Origin of the sequence: Streptomyces sp. NPDC006393 (assembly GCF_040628575.1) — a bacterium.
Taxonomy (GTDB): Bacteria; Actinomycetota; Actinomycetes; order Streptomycetales; family Streptomycetaceae; genus Streptomyces.
Genome location: NZ_JBEXZD010000149.1, coordinates 1 through 16,077, shown reverse-complemented (window position 1 = coordinate 16,077; position 16,077 = coordinate 1). Strand labels below are relative to the sequence as shown.

Below are 16,077 nucleotides of genomic sequence, written 5' to 3'. Positions count from 1 at the left end.
AACCCCGCGGTCATCGCGTTCCTGCGCGAGTACGAGGACGACCTGGTGCTGTGCGTGCACAACTTCTCGCGCTTCGCCCAGCCCACCGAACTGGATCTGCGCGCCTTCGACGGACGTCACCCGGTCGAGCTCATCGGCGGGGTCCGCTTCCCGGCCATCGGTGAACTCCCCTATCTGCTGACCCTGGCGGGACACGGCTTCTACTGGTTCCGGCTCACCAAGGTCGCATCCCGGATCGGCCGACGCGTCTGAGCCTGCGGCCGAGAGAGGAGGAGGCGTGACCATGCCGAAGACCGCATCCCTGCAACCGAGCACCGCGGGCCTGGCCGGGCCCATGGCCTCGCTCGGGTCGCTGCTGCGCGAATGGCTGCCGCGCCAGCGCTGGTTCGCCGGCAAGGACCGGCCCGTCACCGATCTGCGGCTGCTGTCGATGACCGAGCTGTTCCCGGGCTGTCTGCACCTGCTGGTCCAGGCCGAACACGCCGGCGTCGCCACCGGCCACGGCGGTGTCCCCGCCCCGGCCGGCACGACGGCGCCACCGCCCGCCGACTGCTACCAGCTGCTGCTCGGCGTGCGGGAGCAGCTGGCCCCGCGCCTGCACCGGGCCCTCATCGGCCGGCCGCAGGAGGGGCCGCTGGCCGGGCTGGCGGTCTACGACGCGCTGTGCGACCCGCGCTCGGCGCAGCTGCTGCTGGAGCGGCTGCGCCACCCCGGCACATCGGGCCCGCTGCGCTTCGAGGTCGATCCGTCCGTGCTGATCCCCGGCGGGCTGGTGCCGCGGCTGCTGGACGCCGAGCAGTCCAACTCCTCGATCGTGTACGGCGACGAGTTCATCCTGAAGGTCTTCCGCCGGATCCAGCCGGGCGTCAACCCGGACCTGGAGGTGCCGTGGGCCCTGGCCCGCCAGGGGTGCAGCCGGGTCCCCGCCCCGGTGGCCTGGCTGCGTACCACCCAGCCGGAGGAGGCCACCCTCGGCGTGCTCCAGCCGTTCCTGCCGGACGCGGCCGACGGCTGGACGCTGGCGCTGCGGGCGCTGGCCACCGGCGACGACTTCACCGCCCAGGCGCACCAGCTGGGTCAGGCCACGGCGGAGGTGCACCTGGCGCTGGCCGAGGCCTTCCCCACCAGCGGGCACCGGGAGGTCGCCCGGACGGCGACCGCGATGGCCGAGCGGCTGGAGGCGGCGGCGCACAGTGTGGCCGCGCTGAGGCCGTACGCGGCGCGGCTGCGGACCGCGTTCGCCGCGCTGGTCAGTTGCGACGCCGGGCCGCCCGCCCAGCGCGTCCACGGCGATCTGCACCTGGGGCAGGTGCTGCGGGCCGGACGCGAGTGGTTCGTCATCGACTTCGAGGGCGAGCCGTCCCGTCCGCTCGCCGAGCGCCGCCTCCCCGAGTCCCCGGTGCGGGACGTCGCCGGGATGCTGCGCTCCTTCGATTACGCCGCCCGCCAGCGCCGCCCGTGGCGGCCGGAGTGGGCGCGCCGCTGCCGGGAGGCGTACTGCGCCGGCTATGCCTCCCGCGCCGGCTGGGATCCCCGTAAGAAACACGCCCTGCTGCGGGCCTACGAGACGGACCGTGCCGTGTACGAAGTGCTGTACGAGGCCCGGCACCGCCCCGACTGGCTCGCCGTACCGATGGCGGCGATCGAACGTCTCGCCGTGAGAGGAGGCTGAACCGGTGGCACTGCGCGACACGTCACTTCCCGAGCCGTCCGGCCCCGTCCCGCCCGCTGCGGCACGGACCCGGATCCGGACCCAGGCGGCCCCGCCCCTGGACCCCGCCGACCGTGAGCGCCTGCTGTCCGGCGCCCATCACGATCCGCACGCGCTGCTCGGCGCGCATCCGGTGCCGGGCGGGATCGCCATCCGGGCGCTGCGTCCGTTCGCCGACGCGGTGAGCGTGGTGGCCGACGGCGAGCGCGTGCCGCTCGTCTCCGAGGGCGACGGCCTGTTCTCGGCCGTGCTGCCGCCGGCCGAGATCCCCGCGTACACGCTGGTGGTCGCCTACGGGCAGGACGAGTACGAGGTCCACGACCCCTACCGCTTCCTGCCCGCCCTCGGCGAGCTCGACCTGCACCTGATCCGGGAGGGCCGGCACGAGCAGCTGTGGAAGGCGCTGGGCGCGGAGCCGATGACCCACCAGGGCGTGACCGGCACCCGCTTCACGGTGTGGGCGCCGAACGCCCGGGGTGTCCGGGTGGCCGCGGACTTCACCTACTGGGACGGGACCACGTTCCCGATGCGCTCCCTGGGCGCGGCGGGCGTGTGGGAGCTGTTCCTGCCGGGCGTCGGCGAGGGCACGCGGTACAAGTTCGAGATCACCTCGCAGTACGGCGGCCGGTTCCTCAAGGCCGACCCGATGGCCCGGCGCACGGAGGTGCCGCCGGACACCGCCTCGATCGTGACCGCCTCGCACCATGAGTGGGGCGACGCCAAGTGGATGGCCCACCGCGGGGACACACCGGTGCACGAGGCGCCCTTCTCGGTGTACGAGGTGCACCTGCCGTCCTGGCGGAAGGGGCTGGGCTACCGGGAACTGGCCGAGCAGCTCCCGGCGTACGTGAAGGACCTGGGCTTCACCCATGTGGAGCTGATGCCGGTCGCCGAGCATCCCTTCGGCGGCTCCTGGGGGTACCAGGTGACCTCCTACTACGCCCCGACCTCCAGGCTGGGCTCCCCGGACGACTTCCGGTACTTCGTGGACGCCTGCCACCGGGCCGGGATCGGCGTGATCATGGACTGGGTTCCGGCGCACTTCCCGAAGGACGACTGGGCGCTGGCCCGCTTCGACGGGGACCCGCTGTACGAGCCGGGGAACGCGCAGCGCGCCGAGCACCCCGACTGGGGGACGTACGAGTTCGACTACGCCCGCACCGAGGTGCGCAACTTCCTGGTCGCGAACGCCGTCTACTGGTGCGAGGAGTTCCACATCGACGGGCTGCGCGTGGACGCGGTGGCCTCCATGCTCTACCTGGACTACTCGCGCGACTCCGGCCAGTGGACGCCCAACGCGTACGGCGGCCGCGAGGACCTGGACGCGATGGCGTTCCTCCAGGAGATGAACGCCACCGTCTACCGGCGGGCCCCGGGGGTGGTGACCATCGCCGAGGAGTCCACCGCCTGGGGCGGGGTGACCGCGCCGACCGACTGCGGGGGGCTGGGCTTCGGGCTGAAGTGGAACATGGGCTGGATGCACGACTCCCTCCAGTACATGAGCAAGGAGCCGGTGCACCGCAAGTACCACCACCACGAGATGACGTTCTCGATGGTGTACGCCTACAGCGAGAACTACGTGCTGCCGATCTCGCACGACGAGGTGGTGCACGGCAAGCAGGCGCTGGTGTCGAAGATGCCCGGCGACTGGTGGCAGCGCCGGGCCGACCACCGCGCGTACCTCGGCTTCATGTGGGCCCACCCGGGCAAACAACTGCTGTTCATGGGGCAGGAGTTCGCGCAGGGCGGCGAGTTCTCCGAGGAGCACGGGCCGGAGTGGTGGCTGCTCGACGACGGCTACTGCGCGGCGGGCGACCACCGCGGCGTGCGGGACCTGGTGCGCGACCTGAACACGCTCTACCGGGCCACGCCGGCCCTGTGGCAGCGCGACACCCGGCCGGAGGGCTTCCGCTGGGTGGCGGTGGACAACGCCGACGACAACGTCTACGCCTTCCTGCGCCACGACGCCCAGGGCGCCCCGCTGCTGGCGGTGTCGAACTTCTCGCCGGTCGTGCGCCACGACTACCGCCTGGACGTGCCCGGTGACGTCACCGCCTGGTGCGAGGTCCTCAACACCGACGCCGCTCGCTACGGCGGCAGCGACGTCACCAACCCCGACCCGGTCAAGCCGGAGGACGGGCACATCCGGCTCACGCTGCCGCCGCTGGCCACGGTCTGGCTGACGCCGTATCCCGCCTGAGCGCGCCCGCGCCCCCGGGCCGGAACGGACGCGGGTGGCGCGCGCCATGTGTCCGGGGGCCGTCCCTGGGCAGCCGGGTCCTACGACCCGGCCGCCCGGCCGGTGTCGGGGTGCGAGGACGGAAAGGCGGCGAGAGGTGCGGACCGTCGGAGTGGAGGAGGAACTTCTCCTGGTCGCCCCGGACAGCGGTGAACCGAGGGCCCTGTCGGCGGCGGTGCTGGCGCACGCGGAGGCGGCCGACGCGGGCCAGGACGTGTTCGAGAAGGAGCTGTACGGCCAGATGCTGGAGTTCGCCACGCATCCGCAGACGGACATGGCGGAACTCGGCGCGGAGATCGTGCGCTGCCGCAAGGAGGCCGCCCGGCACGCCGGGGAGATCGGCTGCGCGGTCGCCGCGCTGGCCACCTCCCCGCTGCCGGTCAGTCCCACCATCAGCATCAACCGCCGCTACCAGTGGCTGGCCGAGCAGTACGCCATCGCCACCCGCGAACAGCTCGTCTGCGGCATGCATGTGCATGTGGCCGTGGAGTCGGACGAGGAGGGCGTCGCGGTCGTGGACCGGATCCGGCCGTGGCTGCCGGTGCTGCTGGCGATCAGCGCCAACTCCCCGTTCTGGCAGGGCGAGGACACCCGCTACGACAGCTACCGCAGCCGGGTGTGGGACCGCTGGCCGTCGGCCGGGCCGACCGAGCTGTTCGGGTCGGCCGAGCGCTACCACCGGCGGGTGGCGGACATGGTGGCCACCGGCGTCATCCTCGACGAGAAGATGGCCTACTTCGACGCGCGGCTGTCCGAGCGGTATCCGACGGTGGAGATCCGGGTCGCGGACGTGTGTCTGCACGCCGACACCGCCCAGCTCGTCGCGGCCCTCGCCCGCGCCCTGGTGGAGACCGCCGCCCGGGAGTGGCGGGCGGGCCGCGCGCCGGTGGACCACAGTGTGAGCCTGCTGCGGCTGGCCGCGTGGCAGTCGGCCCGCGCGGGGCTGGCACGGGAGCTGCTGCATCCGCTGACCATGCGGCGGCTGCCGGCGGAGGCGGTGGTGCGGGCGCTGCTGGACCACGTCGGCGACGCGCTCGCCGGCAGCGGCGACCTGGACCGGGCCCGCGAGGCCACCCGGCGGTTGCTGCGGCGCGGCAACGGTGCCCGGGTCCAGCGCGAGGTGATGGAGCGGACGGGGAACCTGGGGGACGTCGTCACCGCGTGCGTGCGCCAGACCCAGGCCTGAGTCAGAAGATCAGGCCCAGGGCGTAGGCCAGGAAGCCGAAGGCGAGCACCAGCACGAGGACGATGATGACGGCGAGCGGGGCCTTGGCCCACCCCCTGGAGGTGCTGTCCGGCTGACGGGGCCCCGCCTCGGGCATGCTGCTCTCCGCGGGCGGGGTCTCGCCCGGCGGGACCCCACCCCCGGGTTCCAGGCCGGTGGTCCGTTCGGGATCGGGATCTGGATTGACGTAACTCATGCCCGACGGGTTTCCCCGAACAGGCCCGGATCACAAAACAGCCACATCGCCGTTCCGGGTCCCCGGCCGCGCTGACCTGGGCTAGATTCGACGCGCGCCGACAACGGCACTCACCTGCGGAGTCACCCTCCGTACACACCAGGAGCAGCGCATGCGCGACTTCGCCCTCGCTCCGTCCGCCGTCTCCTCGCTGACCGGCGGGCTCGCCGACAGCGTCTTCGAGAACGCCGAGCTGCGTCCCCTCCTTCCGGTGCTCGCGCGCCGGGCCTCCGCCGGCTCCGCCGAGTGGCAGGAGGTGACCGCCGTGGAGCTGCGGGACCAGGTGTCCGACCTGGCCCGCGGACTGGTCGCGTCCGGGATCGCGCCGGGGCACCGGGTGGCGGTCATGGCGCGCACCCGGTACGAGTGGACGGTCCTCGCCTACGCGCTGTGGGCGGTCGGGGCGGAGGTGGTCCCGATCTATCCGACCTCCTCGCGGGACCAGGTCGAGTGGATCCTGCGGGACGCCGGATGCGTGGCCGTGGCCGTCGAGGACGAGCAGGGTGTGATGACCGTCGGCTCCGTGTGCGCGTCGCTGCCCCTGCTGCGGCATGTGTGGCAGCTGGACGCGGGGGCCCTGGAGCAGTTGGTGGCGCGGGGCGTGCCGGTGCCGCCGACCACGGTCGACTCGCTGCGCCGGATCGTGCTGCCGGACGCCACCGCCGCGATCGCCTACACCTCCGGCTCCTCCGGCCGCCCCCTGGGCTGCGCGCTGAGCCACCGGGCGCTGGCGAGCCCCTGCGACACGCTGCTGGCGGGCTGGGGGCACACCGCCGCTCCTCCGGGCGAGCAGGCCTCCGTCCTCGCGTTCCTGCCGTTCTCCCATGTGTACGGACTGATGATCCAGGGCATCTGCGTCCGCGGCGGGATCCTGCTGGGCCACGAACCCGACCTGGGCGAGGCGGCGCTGGCGTCGGCGCTGCGGTCCTTCCGGCCGACGTACTTCTACGCCGTGCCGTCCGTCTTCGAGAAGCTGTACAAGAACTTCCTGCGCACCGCGCAGCAGGCGGGCCGGGGCACGCTGTTCGAACGGGCGGCCCAGACGGCGCGGGACTTCGCGGCGGCGCTGGAGCGGCAGCGGCTCGGCCGGGGCCCGGGCCCCGGGTTCGACCTGCGGCTGCAACACGCCCTGTACGAGCGGACGGTGTACCGCCGGCTGCGGGCCGCGCTCGGCGGCAGGGTCCGGCGCGCGACCTCCGGGGGTTCCCCGCTCAGCCGGGAACTCTCCCTGTTCTACGAGGGCATCGGCGTCTACGTGCACGACGGGTACGGGCTCACGGAGACCGCGGGCGGCGTCACCATGCAGCCGCTCGGCCGGGAGAAGTCGGGCACCGTCGGCCAGGCCCTGCCGGGCACCGAGATCCAGGTGGCCGACGACGGGGAGATCCTCGTGCGGGGGCCGTCGGTGTTCCAGGGGTACGTGGGAGACGAGGCCGCCACCCGGGCCGCGGTGCGCGGCGGCTGGCTGGCCACCGGTGACATCGGGCACCTGGACTCGGAGGGCTATCTGACGATCACCGGGCGCAAGAAGGACGTCATCATCACCAGCGGCGGCAAGAGCGTGGCCCCGGCCCCGCTGGAGCAGCGCCTGAGAATGCATCCGCTGGTCCACCAGGCGGTCGTCGTGGGCGACAACCGGCCGTGCGTGGGGGCGCTGATCACCCTGGACCCGGAGTTCCTGGCGCACTGGCGGGCGGCGCTCTCGCTCCAGGGCGACGCGCCGGGCCGCGAGGCCCGCGAGGAGAACGCGCTGCGCGAGGAGGTCGGCCGGGCGGTGGCGGCCGCCAACAGCGCCGTGTCCCGTTCGGAGTCCATCCGGGTCTTCCGGGTGCTGCCGGAGCCCTTCGACGTGGCCGGCGGACTGCTCACACCGTCGATGAAGCTGCGCCGGGACGCCATCGTGGAGCGCTACGCCTTCGAGATCGACGCCATGTACCAGGCCCGCTCCCCCGGCCGGCGCCGTCCTCCGGCCGAGGATCCGACGGCCGACTGGGAGGACTCCGACAACGTCTTCCGCTGAGACGAGCCCCGCGGCAGGCCGACGCGTAGCCTCCACACCCACGGGAACTAGACAGGGGGACGGACGGGAGGGAAGACGGAACGACGAAGCTCCGCGCACGCGGGGCCGGGAAGGCGAGATGGCAACCGAGCCGCCTGGGGACGACACACTGGCTACCGAGGGGATTCCGAGCCGCACCGCTCACTTCACGGGTGAGCTGCACCATGTGACCGGTGCGCGCCTCGCCGCGGAGGAGTTCCTCGACGATCTCGCGCGCACCGCGCTGCCGACGGCCCCCGAACACTGGGACGACATCCTGCTGGTGGTCACCGAACTGGCCGCGAACGCCGTGCAGTACGCGCCCGGACCGTTCGTGCTGCGCATGCGCCGGACCTTCGACGGCGTGCATGTGACGCTGAGCGACACCAGCACCACTCCGCCGGCCCCCCGCCCGTTCCGGCCCAGCAGCGGCGGCGGAGGCATCGGCTGGCATCTGATCCACACACTGAGCGACCAGGTCAGCGTCGTGGTCAACGACAGCGGGAAGGACGTGCACGTGTTCCTGCCGTGGTGAGCGCGGCCGTCCCCGGGCTCTCGGGCCCAACTCCCCCGCGGCGGTCGGCGTGTGCGCGCGCATGACAGATCGGTCCTGGGGTACACGCGGGTGCGCAGCCAGCACTCGTTGGAGGTCTTCGTGCCCATTGCCCAGAACCCGCTGTCCGTCGAGGTCACCCTGCCCCGGGAGGACGTCGCCCTGCTCACGGCCCAGGGCTATCTGGACGTCGACACCGCGACCGAGCTCCAGGCCCATCTGGCCAACCAGCTCCACCACGGGCGGCGGCACTTCCTGCTCGACCTGACCGGCGTCCCGTTCATGGACTCCTCGGGCATGAACATCATCCTGCGGGTGTACCAGGAGGTGCGCGACCGTCCGGGCAGTGTGCACATCATCGCCCCGACCCCGGCCGTGCGGCGTGTGCTCGACCTGACCGGGGTGAGCCTCACGGTGCCCGTCTCGGAGACCGTCGACGAGGCGCTCGCCCTGGTCGACGGGGAGGGGGAACGACTCCCCCTGGCCGAAGAGGACCGGGAAGCAGGGGACGAGGCCGGGTAAGTCGGGTAATACATCCGGGTACGGCCGCTTCTGGTGCGGTTGCGGCCTTCGACGGGCATGGTGGTGCCCGACAGGAAGGGATGAACACCGTGACACGACCCAGGATTCTGGTGGTGGGCGCAGGCTTCGCCGGCGTGGGGTGCGTGCGCCGCCTGGAGCGCAGGCTCGCCCCCCGCGAGGCCGACGTCACCCTGGTGACGCCGTTCGCCTACCAGCTCTACCTGCCGCTGCTCCCCCAGGTCGCCTCCGGCGTGCTGACGCCCCAGTCGATCGCCGTCTCGCTGCGCCGCAGCGAGAAGTACCGCACCCGGATCATCCCGGGCGGGGCCGTCGGCGTGGACCTGAAGGCGAAGGTGTGCGTCATCCGCACCATCACCGACCGCATCGTCGACGAGCCGTACGACTACATCGTGCTGGCCCCCGGAAGCATCACCCGCACGTTCGACATCCCCGGTCTGACGGACAACGCCTTCGGCATGAAGACGCTCGCCGAGGCCGCCTACATCCGGGACCACGTCATCACACAGCTCGACCTGGCCGACGCCAGCGACGACCCGGCCGAGCGCGCCTCGCGGCTGCAGTTCGTGGTCGTCGGCGGCGGGTACGCCGGCACCGAGACCGCCGCCTGCCTCCAGCGCCTGACGCACGCCGCCGTCAAGCGCTACCCGCGGCTGGATCCGGCACTGATCAAGTGGCATCTGATCGACATCGCGCCCAGGCTGATGCCGGAGCTGGGCGAGAAGCTGGGCCGCAGCGCCCAGGAGGACCTGCGCCGGCGGGGCATCGAGATCTCCCTGGGGGTGTCCATCGCCAAGGCCGCCCCGGAGGAGGTCACCTTCACCGACGGCCGGGTGGTACCCACCCACACCCTGATCTGGACCGCGGGGGTGGCGGCGAGCCCGCTCATCGCCACCCTCGGTGCGGAGACGGTCAAGGGACGGCTCGCGGTGACCGCCGAGATGTGCCTGCCCGGTCACGACGGGGTGTTCGCGCTCGGCGACTCCGCGGCCGTGCCGGACCTGGCCACGGGCGACGGCGCGGTGTGCCCGCCCACCGCGCAGCACGCCATGCGGCAGGGCAAGCGCGTCGCCGAGAACCTCATCGCGACGATGCGGGGCCTTCCGATGCGGCCGTACGAGCACAAGGACCTGGGTCTGGTGGTGGACCTGGGCGGGGCGGACGCGGTCGCCAAGCCGCTCGGCGTCGAGCTGCACGGGGTGCCCGCCCAGGTGGTGGCCCGCGGCTACCACCTGGGGGCGCTGCGCACCAATGTCGCCAAGGCCCGCGTCGTGACGAACTGGATGCTCAACGCGGTCGCCGGCGACGACTTCGTACGCACCGGCTTCCAGGCCCGCAAGCCCGCCAAGCTCAAGGACTTCGAGTACACGGACGCGTACATGTCCAATGAGCAGGTACGCGAGCACATCGAACGCACCCGTCCCAGGACCGCCTGACCCCGCACGGCCCGGCACCCGCACCCATCCGAACCGGGCCGGGCGGCCGGGCGTGCGATGCTGTGGCGAGGGGGCATCCGGATCAGTACCGGCAACGGGAGAGTACGGCGGCGTGAGTGCGGCGAAGGAGTCGGTCTGGGCACGGCTGCGCGATCGCGTCACGGCATCCGATCCGGGGCTCATGAGGCTGGCCGCGGGCTCGCGGACGGCGGGTTCGATCGCGCTGACGCTGGCCGTGCTCACGGCGCTGCGCGCACCGGTCGCGCATCTGGTGGCGGGGGCGATCGCGTCCATGGCGGCCACCTTCGCCATCCGCGAGAAGCAGCGCGCCCGCCAGGCGGTCACCCTCGCCCTGGGCCTGCCCGTGGCGCTGGCGTCCGTGTCGCTGGCCGCGCTGCTCAACCGGCACGTGGTGGCCGGTGACCTCTTCTTCGTCGTCCTGATCTTCTGCGCCGTCTACAGCCGGCGGTTCGGTGACCGGGGCAACGCGCTCGGCCTGATCGGCTTCCAGATCTACTTCATGTCCCTGTTCGTCGGCGCCACCGCGGCCACGCTGCCGAGTCTGTACGGCGTCGTCGCGATCGCGTTCGCCGCCAGCGCCCTGGTGCGCTTCGTGATCGTCTACGAGACTCCGGCGGGCATTCTGCTACGGCTGCGCGAGGCCTTCCGGGTGCGCCTGGCCCAGTTGGTGTCGGCGCAGCTGGAGCTGCTGGACGCGGGGCCCGACGAGGCGGGCAAGGCCCTGGAGGCCGTGCGCGAGGGCACCGCCCGGCTGCACGAGACGGCCATGATGATCCAGGGTCGGCTGGAGGAGGGCACCTCCGACGCGTCCGTGGCCCGGCTGCTCCAGCGGCGGATCGCGGACGCCGAGATCGCCGCCGAGCGGCTGGGGCTGCTCCTGCTGACCGCCCGCAGCAGCGAACGGGCCGACACGCTGACGCTCCACCTGCCGGGCGCCCCCGTCCCGTCGGGCGGCCGGCTGCCGGTGCGGGACGAGGCGACCGGCACGCTGCGCCGTGACCTGGGGGCGCTGGGGATGCTCGCGCTGCGGCCCGTCGGGGAGGGCGGCGGGACCGCGATGGTCCATGTGCGCAACCGGCTCCTCGGCTACCGCGAGGAGGAGAACCTGCCGCCGGCCCCGCCCGCCGTGCAGGACGTCTTCCGCGGCATCGGCGAGGCCGCCCGGGCGGTGCTGGGACTGAGGATCGCGCTGGCCGTGGCGCCGGACGACGAGTCCGACGACGCACCCGCCACGGTCCGCTCGCGCGAGGAACTGGAGGCCGAGAACGCCTCCATCGCGGGCTCCGTGGAGGGCGAGCGGGAACAGGAAGAGCCCCTGACGGGGCTGCGGCGGCCCACCACACGGGCGGCCGTGCAGGTCGCGCTGGGCTCGGCGCTGGCCATCGTCGGCGGCGAGTTCCTGTCCTCCCAGCGCTGGTACTGGGCGGTGCTGACCTGCTGGATCGTGTTCATCAACACCTCGTCCACGGGCGAGATCCTGGTCAAGGGCTACCGCCGGCTGCTGGGCACGGTGCTCGGGGTCGTGGCGGGTATCGTCCTGGCCGGACTGGTCGGGCCGCACACCTGGACGGCGCTGGCACTGGTGCTGCTCTTCGTGTTCGCGATGTTCTACACGGCGCCGCTGTCGTACACGCTGATGTCGTTCTTCGTCACCGCGGCACTGGGCCTGCTGTACACGCTGCTGCACACCTACAGCCTGGCGGTGCTGGTGCTGCGCATCGAGGAGACCGCGCTGGGCGCGGCGTGCGGGATCATCGCGGCGGCGGTGGTGCTGCCGGTGCGCACCGACCGCCGTACGAACGAGCTGCTGGTCACCGTGCTGGAGCGGCTCGCGGACGTCACCGAGGCCGCGGTCGACCAGCTCAGCGGCGGGCCGGCGGCGGATCTGCTGGACCAGGCGCGCGCCCTGGACCAGGCGCTGGGCGACCTGCGGTCGGCCGTGCAGCCGCTGACGCACCCGATCACCCCGCTGCGGGCGCGGCGCAACACGGCCCAGTACCTGCTCGCGCTCCTGGAGACCTGCGCGTACCACGCCCGCACGCTGGCCGCGACCGCCGAACTGCTGCCCACCCACCCCTCGATCGCCGCGGATCCCCGGCTTCGTCAGGTGTGCGGTCGCATCACCGGCAACATCGCCGTGCTCACCGCCCATGTGGCCGACGAGCGCGCCACCGCCCCGATCGAGACAGGCCCGAGCATCGCCTCCCTGCTGGGGGCGGACGGGACGCCCGGCACCCCCCGCTACGGCCGTGTCACCGACCGGGTGCTGCGCCATCTGCAACGCCTGGACGAGTCGGTGGTCGGCCTGGCCCGCCCCCTGCGCGTCCCGGTGCCGAGCCCGCGGCGCTGAACGTTTCCGGGTCACGTCTGACCGGCGCAGGGCGGGGAACACGGAGCAGATGAACGAAGACGAGCTTCCGCCCGATGACCGGGCCGTGCAGGTGTACCTCGACCTGCTGCGGGTCCGGCTGCCCGAAGAGGACTACGAACGCCTGCTCGCCGTCGTCGCCCCGGTCCTGCGGGCCATCCACGAACAGGGCGAGCAGGGGGTGCCCACCGCGGACTTCCCGCTGGACGGCCCCCAGACCCAGGGCCTGCCGCAGGAGATCAGGGACGAGGCCGCCCTGGTCATCGCCACCGCGGTCACCGGCCGGCTGGACAACGAGCTGGTCGTCCTGGACATCGAGGAGACCGGCCCGGTCCGGGTGGTCACCGACGCGGCGACCGCCTCGGACCCGGCGCGCCTGACCGAGATCGCCGACTACATACGCGATCGTCACCGGGACACCGAGGAGCTGCGCGGCATCGCCGAGGCGAGCGGCCTGTCCACGGACTTCTGAACCCTCGGACTTCTGAACCTCGGACTTCTGAACCCTCAGGCCGCCGTCGGCCGTGACCCGTCGCCTCGCCGGTTCGCCCGTTCCGCCAGTACCTCGTCGCGCACCCGTGCGCAGCTGCGGCTGATGAGCCGGGAGACGTGCATCTGGGAGATGCCCAGCCGGTCGGCGATACGGCTCTGCGTCATGTCCTCGAAGAAGCGCATGTAGAGGATGGCCCGCTCGCGCTCGGGGAGCCGGCGCAGCCCCTCCTTCGCCGACTCCCGGTCGACGACGACGTCGTACGAGGTGTCCGCGGAGCCGAGTGTGTCGGCGAGGCTGTAGCCGTCGGCGCCGGTGGACAGCTCGGCGTCCAGGGAGAGCGTGCTGAAGCTCTCCAGCGCTTCCATCCCGGTGCCGACCTCCTCCTCCGTCAGTCCGGTGTGGGCGGCGATGGCGGCGACCGAGGGTTCGGGGCTGCCGGGGTTCTGGGTGAGTTCACGGCGGGCCACCCGCACCTTGTTGCGCAGTTCCTGCACGCGGCGGGGCACCCTCAGGGCCCACATCCGGTCCCGGAAGTGCCGCTTGACCTCACCGGTGATGGTGGGCACGGCGTAGCTCTCGAAGGCACCGCGGTCCGGGTCGAACCGGTCGATGGCCTTGACCAGGCCCAGCGCCGCGACCTGCCGCAGGTCCTCGATCGACTCCCCGCGGTCGCGGAAGCGGCCCGCGATGCGGTGGGCCATGGGCAGCCACGCGGTCACGAGTGCGTCGCGGGCCGAGTCGCGTTCGGGACCGTCCTCCAGTGCGGCGAGGCGGCGGAAGAGGGCTGCTGTGTCGGGTGCGTCGTCGTGGGGCCGCCGGGCGGGAGCGGCATGGTCTTCGGGGACGCCGTGACGGTTTGTCGACGTATCAATGAGCATGCGGAATCGCTCCTGAACGATTTCAGGTAATGACCGCGGAAGGGGGACGTTGTCCGGGTGACCTGGAGGCCTCCGGGCCGGGCGTACCGCCCCCGCTGGCGCGCCTCCGGTCCGAAGCACGAGGTTTCGTCTGCCCTGGAGTGGGAGGAACAAACGCCGCATTCGGTGCCGCTTCGCGGCGGGCACCGCGCTGAGGCGCCGTGTCGGACCGGATCGGGTCGACTGGTTCGGACGGGTGCGGGGGAGCTACCGGTTCGGGCGGGTTCGCACGAGCCGCGTCGGACCGGATCAGATCAGCGGCACCACCACGCTGATGCACTTGCCGCCGGAGGGCAGGTCGCAGACCTGCACGTCGCGCGCCAGACGGCACACGATCGGCCAGCCACGGCCGCCCACGCGGCGCCGGCCCTGCCCGTCCACGGGCGGCTGGACCACCGGGAGCCGGTCGCTGCGGTCGCTGACGCAGACGCGTACGTTCCGTCCGACCACGTCCACGTGGAAGTCGGTCACGCCGCCGCCGTGCAGGATGGCGTTGGTCGTGAGCTCGGAGGCGACGAGCTGGGCGTCGGAGACGGCGTGCGCGTCGCACGGCCGGCCGGCCCGGCAGCACTCGCTGATCGCGCGTTCCACCGCGCGGCGGACGTCGGCCGGCCTGCACGGCCTCGGCTGCCGTCCGGTCCGGTCCGCGGCGGACCTCGGTGCGACGGCGCGGGTTGTCCTGTGCTTCTCGCACATCTCCTCGCTCCCTGGATGGTGAACTCCCCGGACGGGATGGTGAACTCCCCGGACGATGAAGAAACAAGGCCGGACCGGTCGCCGACCCCTCAGCGGGTCGAGGGCCTCGCGCCGTGCGGCTGCGCGGGCCTCTTTTGTTCGGCTAGCCTCTCCGGGCTGCGCCAAACATCCGGGGCTCCCGGCGAGCGGGCGGCGCGCGAGAGCCAACGGGCGCCGCGCGAGAGCCAACGGGCGCCGCGCGAGAGCCATCGGGGTGCCCTCGCGCGGGTATGGGAACGGCATGACCGAAGTCGTGGACTCAGACGAGCTGCTGCGGCGCATGCAGCGCGCCAGGCGCTGTGCGGAGCGGGAGGAGCACCGGTGGCGCGCCCGCCGCGACAGGCTCGGGCCGACCGATCCGGACGGGGCGCGCGAGGCAGCCGTGCGCGTGCTGTCGTACGAGACCGTGCTGAGGGTGCTGGACGAGATCCTCACTCCGGGCAGACACGAGCAGGAGTGCTGACGCCCGGACACCTGGCCGCCGCGTCGAGGGCCCATCGCGTGGAGGGCGCATCGCGGGAGGACCCGTGGTGGGCCGGCTCTGCCGCCCGCGCAGCGGGCCCGGTGGATACACGTGTCACGACTGCCGAGCGAGTGAATCCGGTCACGTGAGCCGGTTTCGGCTGCGTGAACCACCCCGAGATGGTTTACGGTTCATCCATACGCGGTGACGGGGTCGACTCGAACCGTCCTCCGTACACCGCCGCATACGGCCCTGGCTGGCTTCCCCCGTCCAGCCAGGGCTTTTTCATGCCCGCGCGACGCCGCACCCGGCGCCCCGCCGGCCGAAACCGCGTCCGCCGAGGTGCCCGGGGCGCCCGCAGCGGCTGAAATGGGCTTAGGCACATGCGCGGAACCGCGAACGCCGGCGAGGAGCCTCCGGTCATGACCAAAGCGATAAAACTGCTCACCGCCCTCCCGTACAAGCAGCGCGAACGCCTGATGGAGCTGGCGAAGGAGGTCTCCTTCCCCGAGGACACCAGGATCTTCGAGGCGGGTGGCACGGCCGACCGATTCTGGGTCATCCGCTCCGGCGCCGTCCACCTCGACCAGCAGGTCACCGCCCTTCGACGGGTGACCGTGGCGAGTCTGGGCGCGGGCGACCTGCTGGGCTGGTCCTGGCTGTTCCCGCCGTACGAGTGGGACTTCGGGGCCGAGGCATTCAGCCCGGTGCGCGCCTACGAGTTCGACGGGCCGGCCGTGCTGGCACTGAGCGTGGAGGACCCGCTGCTCGGACTGTCGCTGGTGCGGACCGTCGCCGAGGTCCTCGCCAACCGGCTGGAGACGACCCGGGGAAGGCTGCTGGAGCAGTACACGATCCCCCGGCGCGGTCTCTAGCCGGTCGCATCGAACACGGGCGTCACTGACGCCGGTCGGCGAGGCCCGTCGGGCTCAGACGCGGTAGCGGCGCAGCGCCGGTACGGCGGCCGCCAGGACCAGCATCAGGGCGACGACCAGCAGGCCGCCGCCCGCGACGGCGGCGCGCGGGCCGAAGGCCGAGCCGGCCGTGCCGTGCAGCACGTCGGCCAGGCGCGGGCCGCCCGCCACCACGACCGTGAAGACGCC

The 16,077-nt window shown here is 72.7% G+C and carries 15 protein-coding genes and 1 pseudogene; 12 read left to right on the top strand and 4 right to left on the bottom strand.

The window, feature by feature from the left end:
- From ABZ484_RS35720 to ABZ484_RS35705, 4 genes are all read left to right on the top strand, one after another.
- On the top strand, nucleotides 1-252 hold a 252-nt coding region (locus ABZ484_RS35720), incomplete at its 5' end, for an alpha-glucosidase C-terminal domain-containing protein (RefSeq protein ID WP_358870126.1).
- A 31-nt stretch (nucleotides 253-283) separates the two neighbouring features.
- Nucleotides 284-1,672 carry a maltokinase gene (locus ABZ484_RS35715; RefSeq protein ID WP_358870125.1) on the top strand — a complete coding sequence of 463 codons (1,389 nt, stop codon included), beginning with the start codon at nucleotides 284-286 and terminating at the stop codon, nucleotides 1,670-1,672.
- A gap of 4 nt (nucleotides 1,673-1,676) precedes the next feature.
- Nucleotides 1,677-3,911: a 1,4-alpha-glucan branching enzyme gene (glgB, locus tag ABZ484_RS35710; protein WP_358870124.1), complete on the top strand. Its 2,235-nt coding sequence runs from the start codon at nucleotides 1,677-1,679 to the stop codon at nucleotides 3,909-3,911.
- 136 nt (nucleotides 3,912-4,047) lie between these two features.
- Complete coding sequence (locus ABZ484_RS35705; RefSeq protein ID WP_358870123.1) at nucleotides 4,048-5,136, top strand: glutamate--cysteine ligase; 1,089 nt, start codon at nucleotides 4,048-4,050, stop codon at nucleotides 5,134-5,136.
- Between the two features lies 1 nt (nucleotide 5,137).
- On the opposite strand, the gene ABZ484_RS35700 is transcribed toward ABZ484_RS35705, so the two are convergent.
- Nucleotides 5,138-5,371 carry a DUF6480 family protein gene (locus ABZ484_RS35700; protein ID WP_358870122.1) on the bottom strand — a complete coding sequence of 78 codons (234 nt, stop codon included), beginning with the start codon at nucleotides 5,369-5,371 and terminating at the stop codon, nucleotides 5,138-5,140.
- Between the two features lie 151 nt (nucleotides 5,372-5,522).
- Between ABZ484_RS35700 and ABZ484_RS35695 the strand changes: the two genes are divergently transcribed.
- The 6 genes from ABZ484_RS35695 to ABZ484_RS35670 all read left to right on the top strand — a co-directional run bounded on the left by ABZ484_RS35695 (nucleotide 5,523) and on the right by ABZ484_RS35670 (nucleotide 12,838).
- On the top strand, nucleotides 5,523-7,430 hold the full coding sequence (locus tag ABZ484_RS35695; protein ID WP_358870121.1) for an AMP-dependent synthetase/ligase: 1,908 nt from the start codon (nucleotides 5,523-5,525) through the stop codon (nucleotides 7,428-7,430).
- Nucleotides 7,431-7,548: 118 nt separating this feature from the next.
- Entirely contained in the window at nucleotides 7,549-7,983 is a 435-nt protein-coding gene (locus tag ABZ484_RS35690) for an ATP-binding protein (protein WP_358870120.1), read from the top strand.
- Nucleotides 7,984-8,103: 120 nt separating this feature from the next.
- Complete coding sequence (locus tag ABZ484_RS35685; protein ID WP_358870119.1) at nucleotides 8,104-8,523, top strand: STAS domain-containing protein; 420 nt, start codon at nucleotides 8,104-8,106, stop codon at nucleotides 8,521-8,523.
- An 80-nt stretch (nucleotides 8,524-8,603) separates the two neighbouring features.
- A complete protein-coding gene (locus ABZ484_RS35680) occupies nucleotides 8,604-9,977 on the top strand; it encodes an NAD(P)/FAD-dependent oxidoreductase (protein ID WP_358870118.1) in 1,374 nt (457 codons plus the stop codon).
- 181 nt (nucleotides 9,978-10,158) lie between these two features.
- Nucleotides 10,159-12,348, top strand: a complete 2,190-nt coding sequence (locus tag ABZ484_RS35675; RefSeq protein ID WP_358870127.1) for an FUSC family protein — start codon at nucleotides 10,159-10,161, stop codon at nucleotides 12,346-12,348.
- A gap of 49 nt (nucleotides 12,349-12,397) precedes the next feature.
- Entirely contained in the window at nucleotides 12,398-12,838 is a 441-nt protein-coding gene (locus tag ABZ484_RS35670) for a hypothetical protein (protein WP_358870117.1), read from the top strand.
- 35 nt (nucleotides 12,839-12,873) lie between these two features.
- Here ABZ484_RS35670 and ABZ484_RS35665 read toward each other — a convergent pair whose 3' ends face one another.
- Both ABZ484_RS35665 and ABZ484_RS35660 read right to left on the bottom strand, forming a co-directional pair.
- Entirely contained in the window at nucleotides 12,874-13,737 is an 864-nt protein-coding gene (locus tag ABZ484_RS35665) for a SigB/SigF/SigG family RNA polymerase sigma factor (RefSeq protein WP_358870116.1), read from the bottom strand.
- A gap of 288 nt (nucleotides 13,738-14,025) precedes the next feature.
- Nucleotides 14,026-14,472, bottom strand: coding sequence for an ATP-binding protein (locus ABZ484_RS35660; RefSeq protein ID WP_358870115.1), 447 nt, complete (start codon nucleotides 14,470-14,472; stop codon nucleotides 14,026-14,028).
- 280 nt (nucleotides 14,473-14,752) lie between these two features.
- On the opposite strand from ABZ484_RS35660, the gene ABZ484_RS35655 reads away from it, so the two are divergent.
- Nucleotides 14,753-14,974 carry a 3-deoxy-D-manno-octulosonic acid transferase gene (locus ABZ484_RS35655; RefSeq protein WP_358870114.1) on the top strand — a complete coding sequence of 74 codons (222 nt, stop codon included), beginning with the start codon at nucleotides 14,753-14,755 and terminating at the stop codon, nucleotides 14,972-14,974.
- Nucleotides 14,975-15,396: 422 nt separating this feature from the next.
- On the top strand, nucleotides 15,397-15,849 hold the full coding sequence (locus tag ABZ484_RS35650; RefSeq protein WP_030181218.1) for a cyclic nucleotide-binding domain-containing protein: 453 nt from the start codon (nucleotides 15,397-15,399) through the stop codon (nucleotides 15,847-15,849).
- A 54-nt stretch (nucleotides 15,850-15,903) separates the two neighbouring features.
- On the opposite strand, the pseudogene ABZ484_RS35645 reads toward ABZ484_RS35650, so the two are convergent.
- Nucleotides 15,904-16,077: pseudogene (locus ABZ484_RS35645) on the bottom strand (MFS transporter); the annotation flags it as partial.